This window comes from Streptomyces sp. NPDC002835 (genome assembly GCF_053591995.1).
This window is the reverse complement of record NZ_JBSFUW010000015.1, coordinates 141901-157183: the sequence shown is the minus strand read 5'-3', so window position 1 is coordinate 157183 and position 15283 is coordinate 141901. Positions and strand designations below refer to the sequence as shown.

At 70.7% G+C, this 15283-nt stretch carries 17 protein-coding genes and 1 tRNA gene; 8 read left to right on the top strand and 10 right to left on the bottom strand.

The genetic code is table 11. The annotated features are described in order from the left end of the window. Positions 1–25 precede the first annotated feature (25 nt). Together ACWD01_RS18875 and ACWD01_RS18870 are read right to left on the bottom strand one after the other, a co-directional pair. On the bottom strand, positions 26–520 hold the full coding sequence (locus tag ACWD01_RS18875; RefSeq protein ID WP_451163166.1) for a M23 family metallopeptidase: 495 nt from the start codon (positions 518–520) through the stop codon (positions 26–28). A gap of 216 nt (positions 521–736) precedes the next feature. Further along, the gene (locus ACWD01_RS18870; protein WP_451163164.1) at positions 737–1417 is read right to left on the bottom strand and encodes an ATP-binding cassette domain-containing protein; all 681 of its coding nucleotides are present in this window, start codon (positions 1415–1417) and stop codon (positions 737–739) included. Between the two features lie 249 nt (positions 1418–1666). Between ACWD01_RS18870 and ACWD01_RS18865 the strand changes: the two genes are divergently transcribed. The 3 genes from ACWD01_RS18865 to ACWD01_RS18855 all read left to right on the top strand — a co-directional run bounded on the left by ACWD01_RS18865 (position 1667) and on the right by ACWD01_RS18855 (position 3359). Then, complete coding sequence (locus tag ACWD01_RS18865) at positions 1667–2221, top strand: hypothetical protein (RefSeq protein WP_451163162.1); 555 nt, start codon at positions 1667–1669, stop codon at positions 2219–2221. Positions 2222–2359: 138 nt separating this feature from the next. Next, positions 2360–2776: a hypothetical protein gene (locus ACWD01_RS18860; RefSeq protein ID WP_451163160.1), complete on the top strand. Its 417-nt coding sequence runs from the start codon at positions 2360–2362 to the stop codon at positions 2774–2776. A gap of 88 nt (positions 2777–2864) precedes the next feature. Beyond that, positions 2865–3359 carry an HIT family protein gene (locus ACWD01_RS18855; RefSeq protein WP_451163158.1) on the top strand — a complete coding sequence of 165 codons (495 nt, stop codon included), beginning with the start codon at positions 2865–2867 and terminating at the stop codon, positions 3357–3359. A gap of 9 nt (positions 3360–3368) precedes the next feature. Here ACWD01_RS18855 and ACWD01_RS18850 read toward each other — a convergent pair whose 3' ends face one another. After that, positions 3369–3800, bottom strand: a complete 432-nt coding sequence (locus tag ACWD01_RS18850) for a ribosomal maturation YjgA family protein (RefSeq protein ID WP_451163156.1) — start codon at positions 3798–3800, stop codon at positions 3369–3371. A 179-nt stretch (positions 3801–3979) separates the two neighbouring features. Here ACWD01_RS18850 and ACWD01_RS18845 point away from each other — a divergent pair, with 179 nt between their 5' ends. Genes ACWD01_RS18845 through ACWD01_RS18835 form a run of 3 tightly spaced genes read left to right on the top strand, consistent with a single transcriptional unit; the run spans position 3980 to position 7037 of the window. Further along, on the top strand, positions 3980–4417 hold the full coding sequence (locus tag ACWD01_RS18845) for a hypothetical protein (RefSeq protein WP_451163208.1): 438 nt from the start codon (positions 3980–3982) through the stop codon (positions 4415–4417). Next, complete coding sequence (locus tag ACWD01_RS18840) at positions 4417–6495, top strand: hypothetical protein (RefSeq protein WP_451163154.1); 2079 nt, start codon at positions 4417–4419, stop codon at positions 6493–6495. The genes ACWD01_RS18845 and ACWD01_RS18840 overlap by 1 nt, the downstream gene beginning before the upstream one ends. Beyond that, entirely contained in the window at positions 6495–7037 is a 543-nt protein-coding gene (locus ACWD01_RS18835) for a hypothetical protein (protein WP_451163152.1), read from the top strand. The genes ACWD01_RS18840 and ACWD01_RS18835 overlap by 1 nt, the downstream gene beginning before the upstream one ends. Before the next feature lie 111 nt (positions 7038–7148). On the opposite strand, the gene ACWD01_RS18830 is transcribed toward ACWD01_RS18835, so the two are convergent. After that, positions 7149–7236 (bottom strand) — tRNA-Leu (locus ACWD01_RS18830). Positions 7237–7403: 167 nt separating this feature from the next. Between ACWD01_RS18830 and ACWD01_RS18825 the strand changes: the two genes are divergently transcribed. After that, positions 7404–8729 carry a DUF2254 domain-containing protein gene (locus ACWD01_RS18825; RefSeq protein ID WP_451163150.1) on the top strand — a complete coding sequence of 442 codons (1326 nt, stop codon included), beginning with the start codon at positions 7404–7406 and terminating at the stop codon, positions 8727–8729. Positions 8730–8762: 33 nt separating this feature from the next. Here ACWD01_RS18825 and ACWD01_RS18820 read toward each other — a convergent pair whose 3' ends face one another. Beyond that, positions 8763–9434, bottom strand: a complete 672-nt coding sequence (locus tag ACWD01_RS18820) for a class F sortase (protein WP_451163148.1) — start codon at positions 9432–9434, stop codon at positions 8763–8765. A gap of 137 nt (positions 9435–9571) precedes the next feature. Continuing rightward, the gene (locus ACWD01_RS18815) at positions 9572–10072 is read right to left on the bottom strand and encodes a sortase (RefSeq protein WP_451163146.1); all 501 of its coding nucleotides are present in this window, start codon (positions 10070–10072) and stop codon (positions 9572–9574) included. A 286-nt stretch (positions 10073–10358) separates the two neighbouring features. Here ACWD01_RS18815 and ACWD01_RS18810 point away from each other — a divergent pair, with 286 nt between their 5' ends. Continuing rightward, the gene (locus ACWD01_RS18810) at positions 10359–10538 is read left to right on the top strand and encodes a hypothetical protein (protein WP_451163144.1); all 180 of its coding nucleotides are present in this window, start codon (positions 10359–10361) and stop codon (positions 10536–10538) included. Positions 10539–10669: 131 nt separating this feature from the next. Here the strand turns inward: ACWD01_RS18810 and ACWD01_RS18805 are convergent, their stop codons facing one another. The 4 genes from ACWD01_RS18805 to eboE all read right to left on the bottom strand — a co-directional run bounded on the left by ACWD01_RS18805 (position 10670) and on the right by eboE (position 15275). Further along, positions 10670–11299 carry an HAD family acid phosphatase gene (locus ACWD01_RS18805; RefSeq protein WP_451163142.1) on the bottom strand — a complete coding sequence of 210 codons (630 nt, stop codon included), beginning with the start codon at positions 11297–11299 and terminating at the stop codon, positions 10670–10672. Between the two features lie 198 nt (positions 11300–11497). After that, positions 11498–12658: a sugar phosphate isomerase/epimerase family protein gene (locus ACWD01_RS18800; protein WP_451163140.1), complete on the bottom strand. Its 1161-nt coding sequence runs from the start codon at positions 12656–12658 to the stop codon at positions 11498–11500. A gap of 11 nt (positions 12659–12669) precedes the next feature. Then, positions 12670–14109, bottom strand: coding sequence for an alkaline phosphatase family protein (locus ACWD01_RS18795; protein ID WP_451163138.1), 1440 nt, complete (start codon positions 14107–14109; stop codon positions 12670–12672). Next, the gene (eboE, locus tag ACWD01_RS18790; protein WP_451163136.1) at positions 14106–15275 is read right to left on the bottom strand and encodes a metabolite traffic protein EboE; all 1170 of its coding nucleotides are present in this window, start codon (positions 15273–15275) and stop codon (positions 14106–14108) included. Before eboE ends, ACWD01_RS18795 begins: the two co-directional genes overlap by 4 nt. Positions 15276–15283: the final 8 nt, after the last annotated feature.

Here is a 15283-nt window from a genome sequence, read left to right as displayed (position 1 = left end):
GCACACGGCCGGCGGCGCAGCCTTGTCAGGCCCGCGAGTTGACGCTCACCGGCCAGGTACCCGTCCACGGCGTCCAGCCCTGGAGGGTGGCGGGGATGCCGACGCGGGTGTTGCAGTCGATGACCTGGAAGTGCAGGTGGGCTCCGTGGGCCGCGCCCGTCGCGCCCGACCAGCCGATGATACGGCCCTGCGGGACCCAGTCGCCCCTGTTGTAGAGGGCCCGGTTGAGGTGGGCGTAGTGGGTGCACCGGCCGTTGGAGTGGCGGATGATCACCTCGATGCCGTTCTGCCAGTACGGCGACCAGTCCGAGACGAGGACCGTGCCGCCCTGGGCGGCGGAGACCTCGTAGTTCGCGGGGAGCCCGAAGTCCCAGGCGTACTCGTTGTACGGCCCGGTGTGCGAGTAGGTCCCTTCGGGTCCCTGGGTGACCAGGTAGGACTCACCGGCCGGGTAGGGCAGTTCGTAGTAGTAGTCGGCTGCGGCGGCCGGCGGGGCCGCGGCCAGGCCGATCCCCGCCACGGCCGCTACCGCGCTCGCGGCAGCGGCAAGCCTTCGCAGTGTCTTCCTCGCACCGTGTATCACTGGCGTCTCCCGTCGTTGCGTCCGGCGTGCGTTGCGCCGCGCCCTGCCTTCGGCACGGCATGACAACGTTGCCCCGCAACTCCTGCATGACGCATGGCGTGTCCTAAAGCTGCCATGGAACACGGAGGACGGCCGTCCGTGGCCGTGGCACGCTCAGACGTCTGCCTCGTCCGGCGCGGGTGCCGCTGCCGGTGCCGGTGCCGGTGCCGGTGGGCGGAGCATCTGGCCTGAGGCCAGTTCACGGTAGGCAGCGCTTGTCGACAGAAGCTCCTTGTGCCGTCCGCAGGCCACCGTCCGCCCGTCCTCCAGCACCACGATCCGGTTGGCATGCTGAACCGTGGAGAGCCGGTGGGCGATCACCAGCACGGAGCACTCCTGGGCGACGTCGTGCATCACCGTGGTGAGCGCCTTCTCGTTGACGGCGTCCAGTTGGGAGGTGGGCTCGTCGAGCAGGAGCAGTGCCGGGCGGGCGAGCAGGGCGCGGGCCAGCGCCACGCGCTGCCGCTCGCCGGCGGACAGGGCTCCGCCGCGTTCGCCGAGCGGGCAGGCGAGCCCGCCGGGCAGCCGCCTCACCAGGGTGTCCAACTGGGCGAGTTCGACGACCCTGCGGACCTCCGCCTCGGTGGCCTCAGGCACCGCATAGGTGATGTCGTCCCACAGTGAGCCCTGCACCACATGGGTGCTCTGGTCGACCATCGCGATACGTGCCCGGCACTCCGTGCGGCTCAGTTCCGCCGCCGGATGCCCGTCGAACAGCAGGCGCCCGGAGTCCGGCTCGTAGAACCTGGCCACCAGGGCGAACACGGTGCTCTTGCCCGCGCCCGACCGGCCCACCCGGCGAGCGGGGCGCGAGGCGCGTCGGCGTGCGCGCCGTCGTTCGCGTCCGGCTCGGCGCCGGTCACGGTGCACCGCAAGGGGCCTGGAAAGCGCGAGACCGCCCGACAGCAGAGTGACATGGCCCTGCCATAATTGAGGGATACGGCCCGGTGACCAGCCCGGCCCCCGACCCGAACCTGATCACGGCCATGGCCACAACTGCGCTGCGGCTGCGACACAGACGCCGGACCTGAAATACTTCCCGCCGTGGACAACGATCAGGTGGCGTCCTTGCCGAGGGGCGCCACCGACCCGACGACGTCCGGGCAGCACCCGGGCCGTGCGCCCGCCTGGCCGCAGTGGCAGGACGCGTACCCCGTCACTTCTCCCGGCGGACATCCGTACCTGCTGGCCGCGTTGCGGATGACGGTCCCCGGCGGCCGGCACTGGCAGCAGCACCGCCTGGTCGAGGACGACGATCTGCCGTCGAGACTCGGGCCCTTGTTCAGCACCGTGCCCGTCAGCCACTCGTTGCTCCAGGAGCCGCACGGCGGTCAGCACTGCCGCTTCAGCACCGACGGCCCGCGGCTGTGGCAGGACGACGACCCCGACCGCTGGCCGAACACCCTGTACCGGCAGCTCGCCCAACAGGACGGCCCACGGCCGGGGTTGGGTGAAGTGACGGTGACGATGCGTCTGGCGTCCCGGGACGGTCTCACCACCCGGCAGGTCTCCCGCACCATCAGCGAATGCAACGTACGGGCGGACGCCCGGCTGCTGCTCGCCCAGGTCCCGCACCGGCTGGGCGACGACGGCCGCTGACGGGCGCGGAGGCGCCACCCGCGGGCCATCGGCCCGTCCGGCCTCGTGGGAGGATCACAGGGTGCTGCGAACCGTCGAGATCACCGCCGAGTTGGAACTGCCGCTCCCCGCCCGGAGTTCCACAACCTCCACTGGCAGATGAAACTCGACCTGAGCCTGGACTGCTTCATCTGCGAGGGCACCGGCCGCACCACGCGCTTCGAGTGCGTCGAGGAACGCGCCGCCTGCACGGGGAACGACGGAGCCGGGCACCCCGCCCCGGCCCGGATCGCCGGATTCGACGTCACCAGCGGGCAGGACCGGCTGATGGTCCGGTCCGTCGTCGACTACTGGTGGGCGCCGTTCCACGACACCAGACGCGACCGGCCGGCGAGTGCGCTGACCAGCGGCCCGTGGGTCCGTCTGTACCTGGGATACGACTGCCTTCTGTCGCGGGAGCCGGGGTCCTTCAGCACGCAGAGCAACATGGTCCGCCCGGTGAGCGAGGTCTGCACCCACTGCGCGGCCCCGCTGGCGACCGACGCCCGGGCTCCCGGCATCCGGCTGCTGACCTGACCCGGCTTTCCGCGCCTCGAACGCCTGCCACGCGGGTGCCGAGGCGGCGGCCGGGAGGGACACGGTCGCGGCACGGTAGATTCCGGGCATGGCCGACGACTGGCGGACGGACCGGATCGGGAGCGCACTGCGGGGTGAGAACCCGACGGTGCTTCGGCGCCTGGACGCCGGGTTCGCGGTGATCGGTGACGTGCAGTTCCTGCCGGGCTATTGCGTGCTGCTGACGGACGATCCGGGAGCGGAGAGGCTGTCGGACCTCCCGAGGGCCGAGCGGCTGTCGTTCCTGGCCGACATGGACCGGCTCGGAGAGGCGGTCGAGCGCGCCTGCCGCGCGACGGACGCCGCATTCCGGCGCGTCAATCTGGAGATCCTCGGCAATGCCGACGGGTTTCTGCATGCGCACGTATGGCCGCGGTACGAGTGGGAACCCGCCGAGCTGGTGCGTATGCCGGTGTGGCTCTATCCACGGGAGAGGTGGGGCGACGAGCGGTTCGCGCTGGGTCCGCGCCACGACCCGCTGCGTGCCGCGATCGCCGCCGAGCTGGATGTGCTGCGCACCGCCGCGTCGGCCGCATGCCCGTGACGAGCGCGCTCAGGCAAGCGGGCCCGGGTCGGGGCCCGCCGCTTCGCGCGGTCGGCGGACGAGCGCGCCGTGGGTCCACCAGCCCAGCCCCGCCCCCACGGCGTACCAGGCCAGGTCGGGCGCGTTGAAGGTGGACCCGAGGACGAGCCGGGCGACGACGCTGTGCGCGGACAACGCCGCCGGCAGCCCCGTCAGTTGCAGGGCCTCGACCGCCCAGCTGAACGCCAGCGCCGCCCCGGCGGCCACCGCGGGCCGTACCCGGGGCGCCACGCACACGACCAGAGCGAGTACCAGGACGGTGTAGAGCGCGTCCCCCGCGTACTTCGCGACGCTCCCCTGCGCCAGCGCCCGCACCCCGAGCCCGGCGGCGACGGTGAGGACCGCGGCGGCGACTGCCGCCGGCCGGGTCCAGGAGGATGGACCGGCTCTCTGGGAATTCACGACGATCACCCTAGGACGGTCCGCGTCCCCTCCTTCACCGCACGGGAACCGCTCAACCGGCAGGCGGGGGCCGGAGTTCCGGAACCCGGTCGAGTTGCTAGGTTGGTACCTGGTACAGAAGATCGAATCTGGTGTGTGCCACCAACTCGACGGAGAACAGCACGGGGGAAGGCGTCTTCATGGCCTGGGACGAGTGGGAGCAGCTCAAGAGCTCGACGGCGATGCAGCTCAATGGTGCACCTGCCCAAGGGGGTGGCGGCTCCGCCGGAGGCGGTGGCCCTGAACTGAGAGCAAGTCAGCAGGACCTCGCGGCCGTCGGCGACTCCGCGTTCCGCCTGTTCGACAATCTGGGCAAACACGGTCGCGACGCCTGGTCCATCAGCCAGACAGCCGCCAAGGATCTGAGCACCCAGGGCTTCGCGCTGGGCGGTGCCCTCGATCACGTACAGGACAAGTGGGAGAAGCAGCTCAAGACCCTGCTGGACGCGTGCGCGCACATCTCCAATCACATGGACTACACAAAGGGCGCACACGCCGGTGACGAGTACCACATCCAGGGCGTTGTGAGCAGCATTGCGACACTGGACGCCGGATTCACGGAGAGGACGCAGCGCTGATGAATCTCGAGACGCTGCGTCAGGCGAGTTTTACCCAGCTCAACCAGGCCATCACGGCCTGGAAGGGTGTGGTGGACAAGCTCAAGACACTGGAGACCGACGCCCGGGACGATCTCAAGGCAAAGGCCGACAAGGCCAACTGGGCGGGCGTGAACGCCACCGTCTCGCGTGAGTTCGTCACCAAGACCGCGGGCGAGTTCGGCGATGCCCACACCGAGGCCACGTCGATCTACAACATATTGAAGGACACCCGCGACGAGCTGGAAAGCTACAAACAGCAACTCGACGAGGCTCTGGAGCGAGGCCGCAAGAAGAACCTGACGGTCACCTCGACCGGCGGCGGCGGATTCACCGTGACGATGATCCTTCACCCCGACCGCGCCGCAAAGGGCCACGAGGTCCCCGACCACTCGCCACAGGACGCGGAGCACCTGCGGGACGACGTGCAGCGCATCCTGAACCGGGCGACGGAGAGCGACTCAACGGCGGCGACCGTACTGCGTGCCCTCGTCGACCAGGCCGAGTACGGTTTCTCCGGCGCCTCGTACGGCGACCGGGACTCCGCGATCGAGGCGGTGCGCAAGGCGGAAGAGGCCGCGAAGCTCATCAAGGAGCACGGCGACGAGATGTCGCCCGAGCAGTTCCAAAAGCTCAATGGGCTGCTCACCTCGTACAAGAACGACCCCCTGTTCCAGGAGAAGTTCGCGACCCAGGTCGGCTCGAAGGGCATGATGGAGTTCTGGGCGGACCTGTCCAGCCCCGACAATCCGAATGAGCTGACCCGCACCCAGCTCAACCAGCTCGGCGAGTTTCAGAAGAATCTCGGTACGGTCCTTGGCGGCGCGACCCAGTCGGACAGCCCTGCCATGCGGCAGTGGGAGAACGACATGCTGAGGCTCTCCGGAGATCGTTTCCAGACGCGCAACGGCAGTATCTGGGGCTACCAGATCATGAGCAACCTCATACGCACCGGCGATTACGACGACCAGTTCCTCAACAGATACGGAAACGATCTGGTCGCCAAGGAGAGGGAACTCAAGATACCGGGCAACACCTGGAATTCGCCGCCGATGCCGAAGCTGAACTTCATCGGCGACTCGGAGTTCGGCCGTGACCCGATGGCGGGTTTCCTCACAGCTCTGGCCAACAGCCCGGATGCCTCGACGGACTTCTTCAACACGAAGGAGCCGCAGGACAATGCGCAGTGGGTACTCAAAGACCGGCCGTACTTCGACGACTCGCCGCTGGACGACGGGCCGAACGAGGCGAAGGACGCCGCGGGCAAGGCCATGTTCGCGGCGGTGTCGGGGGTCACCGACCCGGAGTCGGGTGCGAAGTTCACGGAGCACACCCCCGAGCAGCGGGAGGCCATGAAGCGCTCCCTGTCCATCATGGCGAGCACCGGCAACGACTTCCCGCCGGAGATGCGCGACAGCATGGCGTACGCCATGGGCAACCACGGCGACTGGGTGCACAAGGCCATGAGCAGCCCCCTCGTCGAGCATGAGCTGGACTCGGGGCAGCTGATGGAGGTCAGCAAGCAGATCTCACGGAACCGGGACGATTACCAGACCCTCACCCAGGTCATGCACCAGTCGATGGTGGCGGACATCCTCACGGAGAAGGCTCACCCCGAGGACAGCCTCGACCGTGCCGGCCGCACGGTGGGATTCCTGGAGGAGGCCCGCTACCAGGCGACCAACACCGCCAAGGGTGACGCTCTGGCCGACGCCTCGTGGGAGAAGTCGTGGAGGTACCACATCGTGGGCGGTCTCCTCACGCCGTGGCACCCGGCGGGCGACGCTGTGCAGCGAGGTGTGGACCTGATCACCGCGAAGATGCTCGAGGACGAGCAGAACAGGATCAACAACCAGGCGACCGCCGATCACACCGAGACGTACGCCAACCGCCGCCGGGAGCTGCAGTCGCTCGCTGACGTCTGGTACCAGCAGAACAAGGACTGGGCGGAGGACCCGACACACGAGGGCTACTCCAAGGATCAGGGCGCCTACTCCCAGATCGAGGGCTCCGCCAACGACGGCAACAAGAAGGCCGAAGGAGTGGCAGGCATCCAATGATGAAGGCACGCCGCCGATCGGCGGCTCCCGCACTCACCGCGTGCCTCGCGCTCTCCCTCGCGGCTTGTGGGGGCGGCCGGGAGTACACCCTCCCGGAAGAGGCCTGCGGGGTCACGCTCGACGAGACGAAGCTCGACCCCTTCCTCTTCGACGGCAAGAAGCTCAAGGTCACCGGTGCCCTGATCGAGACAGGAGGGGACACACGCGGCCACTGCGAGATCCGGGTGGACGGCAAGAAGGTGATCTGGATCCGGGTCAGCCAAGTCGACAGACTCTATGACCCGATGGATCCCTCCGAGGAGTTCCGGTTCCGCAACCGCGAGAAGCTGAACGGTCTCCCCTTCGCCGGTTTGGGGGCGCTGGGCGACGCCAGCGCTATGGTCAACACCGGCTGCGGCGGTCCGAAGGCGGACCACATCAGCGTGCTCGTAACCGTCGACGGCCAAGCCGGGGGCGACGTCGACGAACGCCGCAAGCAGATCGAATCCTTCACCGTGGACTTCGTGCCGAAGGTGAAAAAGCAGCTGGGCTGCACCGTCTGACCACGACACGCTCACGGCCGGCTCCCACGCGAGTCGGCCGTGAGCGCGGTAGGACGATCCTCTCCATACTGCCGGAAAAGCGAAAAGACCCCAGCTGAGCTGGGGTCCTGCTGGTGTCCGAGGGGGGACTTGAACCCCCACGCCCGATAAAGGGCACTAGCACCTCAAGCTAGCGCGTCTGCCATTCCGCCACCCGGACTCAGGTGATGCGCCCCGGTCTCCCGCGGCGACATGGACAACAATACCAGGGCTCCGGGGTGCCTCTCACCCGCATATTGCGTGGTCAGGGACGCCGGGGGCCCGGTAAACACGGGTGGCACAGCGTGTATCCGCGCGGACGCGTTCCGTGAGACTACGGTCGGTTGCGTGAGCCTTCGTACCCATCGGCAGCCGCGGCCCCTGTCCCCGCTGCGCGAGCATCTGCGGGACACCTTCTGGTTCGCGCCCAGCGCGGCGCTCGTGCTCGTCTTCGTGCTCTGGGTGCTGACCGACGCTCTCGACGCGGCGCTGCTGGAGGCGCTGCGGGAGGACGGCGACCTCGACTCCGTGCGCACGCTGATCGCGTGGGCGGAGGACGCTAAGACCATTGTGACCACGATCGCCTCCGCGATGATGACCTTCATCGGTGTGGTGTTCAGCATCTCGCTCGTCGCGGTGCAGATGGCGGCGGGGAACTTCAGTCCCCGCATCGTGCGGACCTTCATCCGGAGCCGGATCAGCAAGGCCACGTTCTCCGTCTTTCTGGCGACGTTCCTGCTGTCGCTGCTGGTGCTGACCTCCTACGACAGCGAGAAGAACCCCGAGAAGGTCGTCTCGGTGCCGCTGCTGCAAAGTGCACTGACGCTGCTGATGGTGGGGCTCAGTCTGCTGCTGTTCATCGCCTATGTGACCCAGACGCTGCAGCTGATGAAGGTCGGGCCCGTGGTGGAGCGGGTGGCGCGGGAGGCGTTCCGGGTGCTGGAGCGGATGCCGGCGCCCGGCACCGACGGGGCGCCGCTGACCGAGGTGGTGGCGACCGTCCCGCACCGCGGGCGGTCGGGGACGCTGCGGGACGTGCATGTGGCCCGGCTCGTGCGGGCCGCCCGCCGCAAGGACGTCGTGCTGCGGCTGGTGCCCCGGATCGGGGACTTCGTGGTGCCCGGGACGCCGGTCATCGCCGTGCACGGTCCGCAGGACGGCGGCCCGCGGAAGGGGCTGCCGGCGCGTCAGGTGCTGCAGGCCTCGGTGTCCGTGGGGGTGGAGCGGACGTTCCATCAGGATCTCGGGTTCGGGCTGCGGCAGTTGTCCGACATCGGGCTGCGGGCGCTGTCGTCGGCGGTGAACGATCCGACCACCGCCGTGCAGTGCGTCGACCGGATGGTGCAGTTCCTGGCGGCCGCCGCGCACCGGCCGCTGGGGACCGTGCACCACCGGGACCGCGACGGGGTGGTGCGGCTGGTGCAGGGCGGTCCCGAGTGGGGGGACCTGGTCGATCTCGGCTTCGCGGAGATCCGCGGTCAGGCCGTCCGCGACCCGCAGGTGTCGCGGCGGCTGATGGCCGCGTTCGACGATCTGCTGCGGCTGGTTCCGGACGGGCGGCGGGAGCCGTTGGAGCGGCACCGTGCGCTGCTGGTGCAGGCGGTGGAGCGGGGTGTGGCCGAGGCGGCCGACCGGGCGTTCGCGCTCACGCCCGACCGCCAGGGCATCGGATGAGACGGCGCGGCCAGAGGGCCGGCGGGGGCTCCGCTACCGGACCGCGGTCAGGGTCGCGTAGACGACGACGTTGCCCTGGTAGCCGGTGCCCCGGGAGTAGGCGCCGCCGCAGGTGATCACCCGTAGTTCGGGCCGGCCGGAGTCGCCGTAGACCTTGTCGTCCGGGAAGTCGTCGCGATCGTGGACCTCCACGGCGTCGACGGTGAAGACGGCCGTACGCCCGTCCTCCCGCATGACCTCGACGGTGTCGCCCTTGGTGAGGGCGCCGAGCCGGTAGAAGACGCCGGGGCCCATGGGGGTGTCCACATGGCCGGCGGCGACGGCCGTGCCCACCGCGCCGGGCGCCGTGCCGCGGCCGTACCAGCCGGCCAGGGCGGGTTCGTCGGCGGGCGGTGGCTGCAGCGCACCGGTGTCGTCCAGTTCCAGTGGCGTCATGAGGGCATTCACGCCGATGGCCGGGATCAGCATCCGGACGGGGTCCGACGGCGGCAGGGCCGGGGCCGCGGTGGGCGCCGGCGTGGCGCGCGGAGCGGGGAGGGCGGCGGCGGACCGGGCCTGGGCGGCCGAAGGCTGCGGCGGCTGCTCGTCCCGTACCGCGTTGGCGACGAGCAGGCTTCCCGCGATCGCCGCGCAGACGAGCACCTTGAACGAGGGGACCAGGGACGCCGGCCCTTCGGCGCTACCCGGCCGGTGACCGTTTTCCATCGTGGCGGGCCTCTGTTTCGGCAGCGGACTGTTTCGGCAGCGGACGTGACGATCCCCGCGGGCCCCCGGCACCATCGGTGCGTCGACGGTGACGGGGGCCGCGGGAAAGGCGGGCAGGGGGCAGGGGGCAGCGACGGTCAGGTGGTGGGGACGCTGTTCGCGCGACGGCGCGTCCTCGCCACCGTGCCGGCCGCCGCTCCGGCGAGCAGCACACCGCCCAGGGCGAACTGGGTGGTCCGGCCCGTGGCGTCGCCGAAGCCCGCGTCCACCGCGCCGCTGGGGCGGCCGGTGATCTGGTACGTGCCGGTGACCTTGACCCGCGGGGGGCACTTCAGGGTGACGGTGTCGCTGCCGGACGCCGCGTCGGCGGGGACCTGGAACTCGCCCACCAACTCCCCCGCCCGGTCGCCCTCGAAGAGATGGAACGAGCCCGCCGCCTCCGACTCCCCCTTGCCGTACGTCTCCTTCCCGCAGGCGGTGGTGGTGACGGTGATCGTGGTCCCCGGCGTGGCCCTTCGCTCGCTGATGCTGACGCTCCCGTCGCCCTCTCCGGCCGCGACGGCCGCGGCCGCCGGGGAGGACAGGGCGAGGGCGCCGAGGATCAGGGCTGCCGGGAGTCCGGCACGTGCGATACGCATGAAGTCCTCCAGTGAGCAGTGTCCGGCCTGTCTGCGCGGCGCCTGTGCCGAGCTCGATTGCCGTGCTCGGCACAGGCGGCCGACAGTTAGAGATCACCGCAACGGGACGAACCGACACCTCGCCGTCACCCGGTGAGCCGTACGGCCGACTCCGTCCGCGCCGTCGCCGCAGGTCGCCGCGGAGCGCGGCACGGGAAGGCGGGCGCAGACGGGCTAGTGGGCATCACGGGCCCACCCCCGGCGGCACGTCGAGCGGTGCCTGCTTGGCGGCCGGCTGGTGACGTGCATGGTCGCGGGCGGCGCCATGAGTCACGGCTACGGCGTGGCGCGGGGCAGTCCCGTCGGCGCCGCGGTCTGCGCCGGGGTGTTCCTGGTCGTGGGCCACCTCGGGGTCTGGCTCTGGATCTGGACGCCGGACGCGCCCGAGCCCGCCCGGCGCGGGCCGGGCGCGGGTCGGCGGCGGTGACGTCGCGTCCTGCGAGTCCGCGGCCGGCCGGCCGGGACGTGGGCCGAGGAAGCCACCTGCGTCCGGCCACGGGTGGCCGCGGCGGCCGGGAGACCGGTCGCCGCGGCCACCCGGCCCGGTGCGCGGGGCCGTTACGAGAGCTGGCCGTCGTAGTCGGGGAGCTTGAAGGTGCGCTCGGCGTGGCCGCCGACCAGGTCGGTGGTGTTGTTGCCGATGTTGGCGATGATCGTGTAGCCCTTGGCCTCGATCTCGGCACGCTTCTCGGTCTTGTAGGCGCTGACCTCGTGGAACAGGTCGGGCAGATCGCGGACGTACAGGCCGTCGACCGGGTAGCCGACCCGCTTCAGGTTCCAGTCGGTGAGGGAGTGGATGATGCCGGGGCGCGCGGTGACGAAGAAGACGGCGACGCCACGGGAGTCGGCGTAGCGGGCGAGGTCGCGCATCCGCTCGATGGCCGGGGTGGGCAGCTGCCAGAACGGGTGGAAGTGCGTCTCCAGCGAGGTGTTGTCGATGTCGAGGACGATCGCCTGCTTCTCGCCGTCGGCGTCGGCGGTGCGCTGCTCGATGTAGGGGCGTGCCTCGTCGACGACGGCGGCGACGTCGCGCAGCCAGGTGTCGTAGTCGACGCTCTGCGCCGGTACGGCGCTCGCCGTCCGGGCGGTGGTCGTGTCCGCGTGGGCGGAGGCGGCGGGGAGGGCCGCGACGAAGGTCAGAGCGGCGGCGGTCGCGGCGGCGCGGACCGTCCAGATGCGTGCGTGCATGGGGGGTTCTCCTGGGTGTGGAGGCAGCTCAGGGAGCCCGTTCGGCCGTGATCGGACGAACGGGTTGACATGCTCGCGCTTAATGATGGACGGCAGGCGACGTTCTTACTACCGGTCGGTAGCGTCTTTTGTTTCTCCGCGGGGCGGGCGGGCGGCCCTCCCGGTGGACCCCTGGCCACCGGGAGGGTCGCCGCCGGATCAGCGGCGGGCGCGCAGGGCCGCCAGATTGATGTAGCTCTTCCGCGCGACCTCGAGGGACTGGCCCGGGTCCGTGGCGCTGGGCGCGCCGTCGTGCTCGATCATCGGGTTGTGATAGTTCTTCGCTCCCACCCGGCGGAAGAACCTCCGGTAGTCGATGTCGCCCTCGCCGAACGTCACCATGTCGTAGCCCTGCCCGCTCTGGGTGTTGACCGCGCCGTCCTTGGCGTGGAACAGCGGGTAGCGCATGTTGTGCCGGGCCACCAGACCGGCCGGGTCGAAGACCTGCTGGCGCTGCGAGCCGTCGTGGGCGGTGTACGTGTGGAACTTGTACTGGGCCACGTGCGCCCAGTAGATGTCCATCTCCAGCCAGACGGCGTGCGGGTCGGTGACGTCCAGGAAGTACTCCAGCTTGCGGATGCCCGAACTGCGGGTCGGCCGGCCCTGGTCGTCGAGCGGGCCGCCGTCGAGCAGGAAGCCGTACGCCGAGTCGTGGTTGTGGGTGTAGAGCTTGACGCCCTCGCGGCGGGCGATGGCGCCGAGGGCGTTCCACTTGTCGGCGGCCACGTCCCAGTCGGCCCGGTAGGAGCTGCCGGTGGGGTCGCCGCCGGTGCCCATGTGGCCCATGCCGAGGATGTTGGCGATCTCCAGATGGCGCTTGAAGTTGTCCAGGTCGGCGGAGGTCAGCGGCCAGGACCCCGGGATGAAGCCGTGGTTGCCCTGCGCCCGCAGCCCGTACTCGTCCAGCCAGGACCGCAGCAGTCGCGCGCCCTCGACGCTCTCCAGGCTCGCGCCGCCCGGGGCGTTCGGGTGCTGGCGGTATCCGGCGAACTCCACCTGCTCGTAGCCGTAGCGGGACAGCTGCCTGAAGACCTCGCGGAAACCGGACGGCAGGGTCGTCGACAGCGGATCGCGGCCCGTCGCGTCGCGGACCGTGTAGAGGATGATGCCGCGCTTGTGCGGCGGGATCAGCGCGGACCTGCCGTGGTCCGCCGCGCCGGCGTCCGGCTCGCTCGCCAGGGCCGGTGCGGCGCCGACGACCGGGGCGGCGATCGCCACCGCGGCCCCGGTCGTGCAGGTGCTGAGGAAACGGCGGCGGCTGACGCCGAGACTGCGGCGCAGCGAGTCGTCGGTGGCGGTCTCTTCGAGATACGCGGTCACGTGATTGCCTCTCACTTCGAGTGGACACTTCTGCCGGGCGCGCTGCCTTCCCCGCCGGGTCCCTGGCCGCCGAGGCCGGCCAGGGAGAGCAGCAGGGACTTCACTTCGGTGGCCGCGACGCGGCCCGACACGGCGCGGGGGGTGGAGCACAGGACGAGCGGGCCCTCTTCGTCGCTCGCGGGGAGGCGGCCATGGCTGCCGCGGATCGGTGACGGGTCCAGCGGCACGACCGCGAGGCGGTAGCGCATGCCGAGCTTCTTGCGGGCCACGGCCTTGGCCGCCTTGAGGCGCACATACGGGTCGTGCGGGTCCATGAACAGCTCGACGGGGTCGTAGCCGGGTTTGCGGTGGATCTCCACGAGCTGGGCGAAGTCGGGGGCACGGGCGTCGTCGAGCCAGTAGTAGTACGTGAACCAGGCGTCCGGCTCGGCGATCGCCACCAGCTCCCCCGAGCGCGGATGGTCGAGCCCGTACTCCTTCTTGCCCTCGTCGCCGAGGAGCTGTTCGATCCCGGGCAGACCGGCCAGTGCCTCGCGGGTGGCGCCCAGGTCCTCGGGCCGGCGCACATAGACGTGGGCGAGCTGGTGGTCGGCCACGGCGAAGGCGCGGCAGGCCATCGGATCGAGGTACTCCATGCCGTCCTGGGTGTGCACCTCCAGCAGACCGGCCCGCCGCAGCGCGCGGTTGATGTCGACCGGGCGACTCACCCCTGTGATGCCGTACTCGGACAGGGCGACCACCGTGCGGCCCTCCTGCCGGGCGTCGTCGAGCAGCGGGCCGATGACGGCGTCGAGATCGGCGGCGGCGCGGTGCGAGCGGGGGTCGTCGGGGCCGTAGCGCTGGAGGTCGTAGTCGAGGTGCGGCAGGTAGCACAGGGTCAGGTCGGGGTGGCGGGTGCGCATGATGTGGCGGGTCGCGTCGGCGATCCACCGGCTGGAGGCGATGCCGGCGCCCGGCCCCCAGAAGTGGAAGAGGGGGAACGTGCCGAACTTCTGGGTCAGTTCGTCGTGCAGGGCCGGCGGGCGGGTGTAGCAGTCGGGTTCCTTGCGGCCGTCGGCGTAGTACACCGGCCGGGGGGTGACGGTGATGTCGGTGGCGGCGCCCATCGCGTACCACCAGCAGATGTTGGCGACGGTGTAGCCGGGGTGGGCGCGGCGGGCCGCGTCCCAGATCTTGTCGCCGGCCACCAGGCCGTTGTGCTGCCGCCACAGCAGTACGTCGCCGAGTTCGCGGAAGTACCAGCCGTTGGCGACGATGCCGTGCTCGGCCGGGAGGGCGCCGGTGAGGAAGGTGGACTGCGCGGCGCAGGTGACGGCCGGCAGCACAGTGGTCAGGTTCGCCTGCGAGCCGGCCGCGGCGAGCGCTTTGAGGCGGGGCATCCGGTCCAGGAGCCGGGGGGTGAGGCCGACGACGTCCAGGACCAGAAGGGGGGTGGGGCGTGTGTCGCTCATGGCAGTTCCTTTAGGCCGAGGTCGGTCAGCAGGTCGCGGGCCAGGGTGAGTTCGGCGGCGATGCCGTCGGCGAGCTGCCCCCGGGTGCGGGGTCGCAGCTCGGGCGGGAGTGCCTGCCAGGTGTAGGTCTCGACCTCGAGATGGCGGGTCAGGGGCTCGGGCACGCCCACGAGCCGGGTCAGGGTGTCCTGGAGCACGGGCAGCGTCGAGGTGAGCGGCTCGGCGGGCGGCGCGTGCAGCGGGACGTGGAAGTGGGCGCGCCAGGGGGCGCCGTCGGGGAGCGTGTCGCCGGCGACGGCCTGGTCCAGGTCGTCCGTCCCGCGCAGGCCGGCCGCGGTGAGGGTCCGGGTCTGGTGCAGGAATCGGGGCTCCGCGAAGGCGGCGAGCGCGTCGCGCACCTCCGGCAGGTGCGGGTTCTCCGCGTGCAGCGCGGCGGACAGCTGCGCCTTGGGGACGGTGACGCCGGCCGCGGCGAGGGCGGCGAGCGCCGTGCCCGGGTCCTCGAAGGAGGTGGCGAGGTGGCAGGTGTCGACGCACACCCCGATGCGGCTGCCGGGCAGGGCGCTGAGCGGTCCGATCGCGTCGGCGGTGGTCTCCACCGTGCAGCCGGGCTCCGGTTCGAGGGCGATACGGATCGACTTGCCGGTCAGTTCCTCGAGCGCGTCGAGCCGTTCGGCGAGGGTGGTCAGCGCGGCGCCGGCGAGCGCTGCGGCGTGGTCGTCGAAGTCGGTGCGCCAGGCGAGCGGGAGCGTGGAGATCGTGCCCTCGGTGACGTCGTCGGGCAGCAGGGCCGCGAGGAGACGGGCCAGGTCCGTGGTGTGGGCGAGGCGTTCGGCGTCGGCCCAGTCCGGTTTGTAGACGCGGTACTTGACCTCGTCCGCGCCGAAGCCCTCGTAGGGGAAGCCGTTGAGCGTGACGACCTCCAGGCCGCGCCGTTCCAGTTCGGCGCGCAGCCGCCGCAGCGCCGCCGGGTCGGTGACCAGGGAGCGTGCGGCGTCCCTGGCGAGCCACAGGCCGATGCCGAGGCGGTCGCGTCCGAGGCGTCTGCGGACCGGTTCGCAGTGGTCGCGCAACTGGGCGAGGACGCCGTCGAGCGTCTCCGCGGGGTGGACGTTGGTGCAGTAGGAGAGGTGGACGGTGGAGCCGTCGGGGTGACGGAAGCGCATCCGAGTCT

What these genes read in the sequence shown, in the direction of transcription:
- ACWD01_RS18860 (WP_451163160.1), top strand. Translation starts at nt 2,360, where the DNA reads ATGAAACTCGACCTGAGCCTGGACTGCTTCATCTGCGAGGGCACCGGC.
- ACWD01_RS18855 (WP_451163158.1), top strand. Translation starts at nt 2,865, where the DNA reads ATGGCCGACGACTGGCGGACGGACCGGATCGGGAGCGCACTGCGGGGT.
- ACWD01_RS18845 (WP_451163208.1), top strand. Translation starts at nt 3,980, where the DNA reads ATGGCCTGGGACGAGTGGGAGCAGCTCAAGAGCTCGACGGCGATGCAG.
- ACWD01_RS18840 (WP_451163154.1), top strand. Translation starts at nt 4,417, where the DNA reads ATGAATCTCGAGACGCTGCGTCAGGCGAGTTTTACCCAGCTCAACCAG.
- ACWD01_RS18835 (WP_451163152.1), top strand. Translation starts at nt 6,495, where the DNA reads ATGAAGGCACGCCGCCGATCGGCGGCTCCCGCACTCACCGCGTGCCTC.
- ACWD01_RS18820 (WP_451163148.1), bottom strand. Translation starts at nt 9,434, where the DNA reads ATGGAAAACGGTCACCGGCCGGGTAGCGCCGAAGGGCCGGCGTCCCTG.
- ACWD01_RS18815 (WP_451163146.1), bottom strand. Translation starts at nt 10,072, where the DNA reads ATGCGTATCGCACGTGCCGGACTCCCGGCAGCCCTGATCCTCGGCGCC.
- ACWD01_RS18810 (WP_451163144.1), top strand. Translation starts at nt 10,359, where the DNA reads ATGGTCGCGGGCGGCGCCATGAGTCACGGCTACGGCGTGGCGCGGGGC.
- ACWD01_RS18805 (WP_451163142.1), bottom strand. Translation starts at nt 11,299, where the DNA reads ATGCACGCACGCATCTGGACGGTCCGCGCCGCCGCGACCGCCGCCGCT.
- ACWD01_RS18795 (WP_451163138.1), bottom strand. Translation starts at nt 14,109, where the DNA reads ATGAGCGACACACGCCCCACCCCCCTTCTGGTCCTGGACGTCGTCGGC.
- eboE (WP_451163136.1), bottom strand. Translation starts at nt 15,275, where the DNA reads ATGCGCTTCCGTCACCCCGACGGCTCCACCGTCCACCTCTCCTACTGC.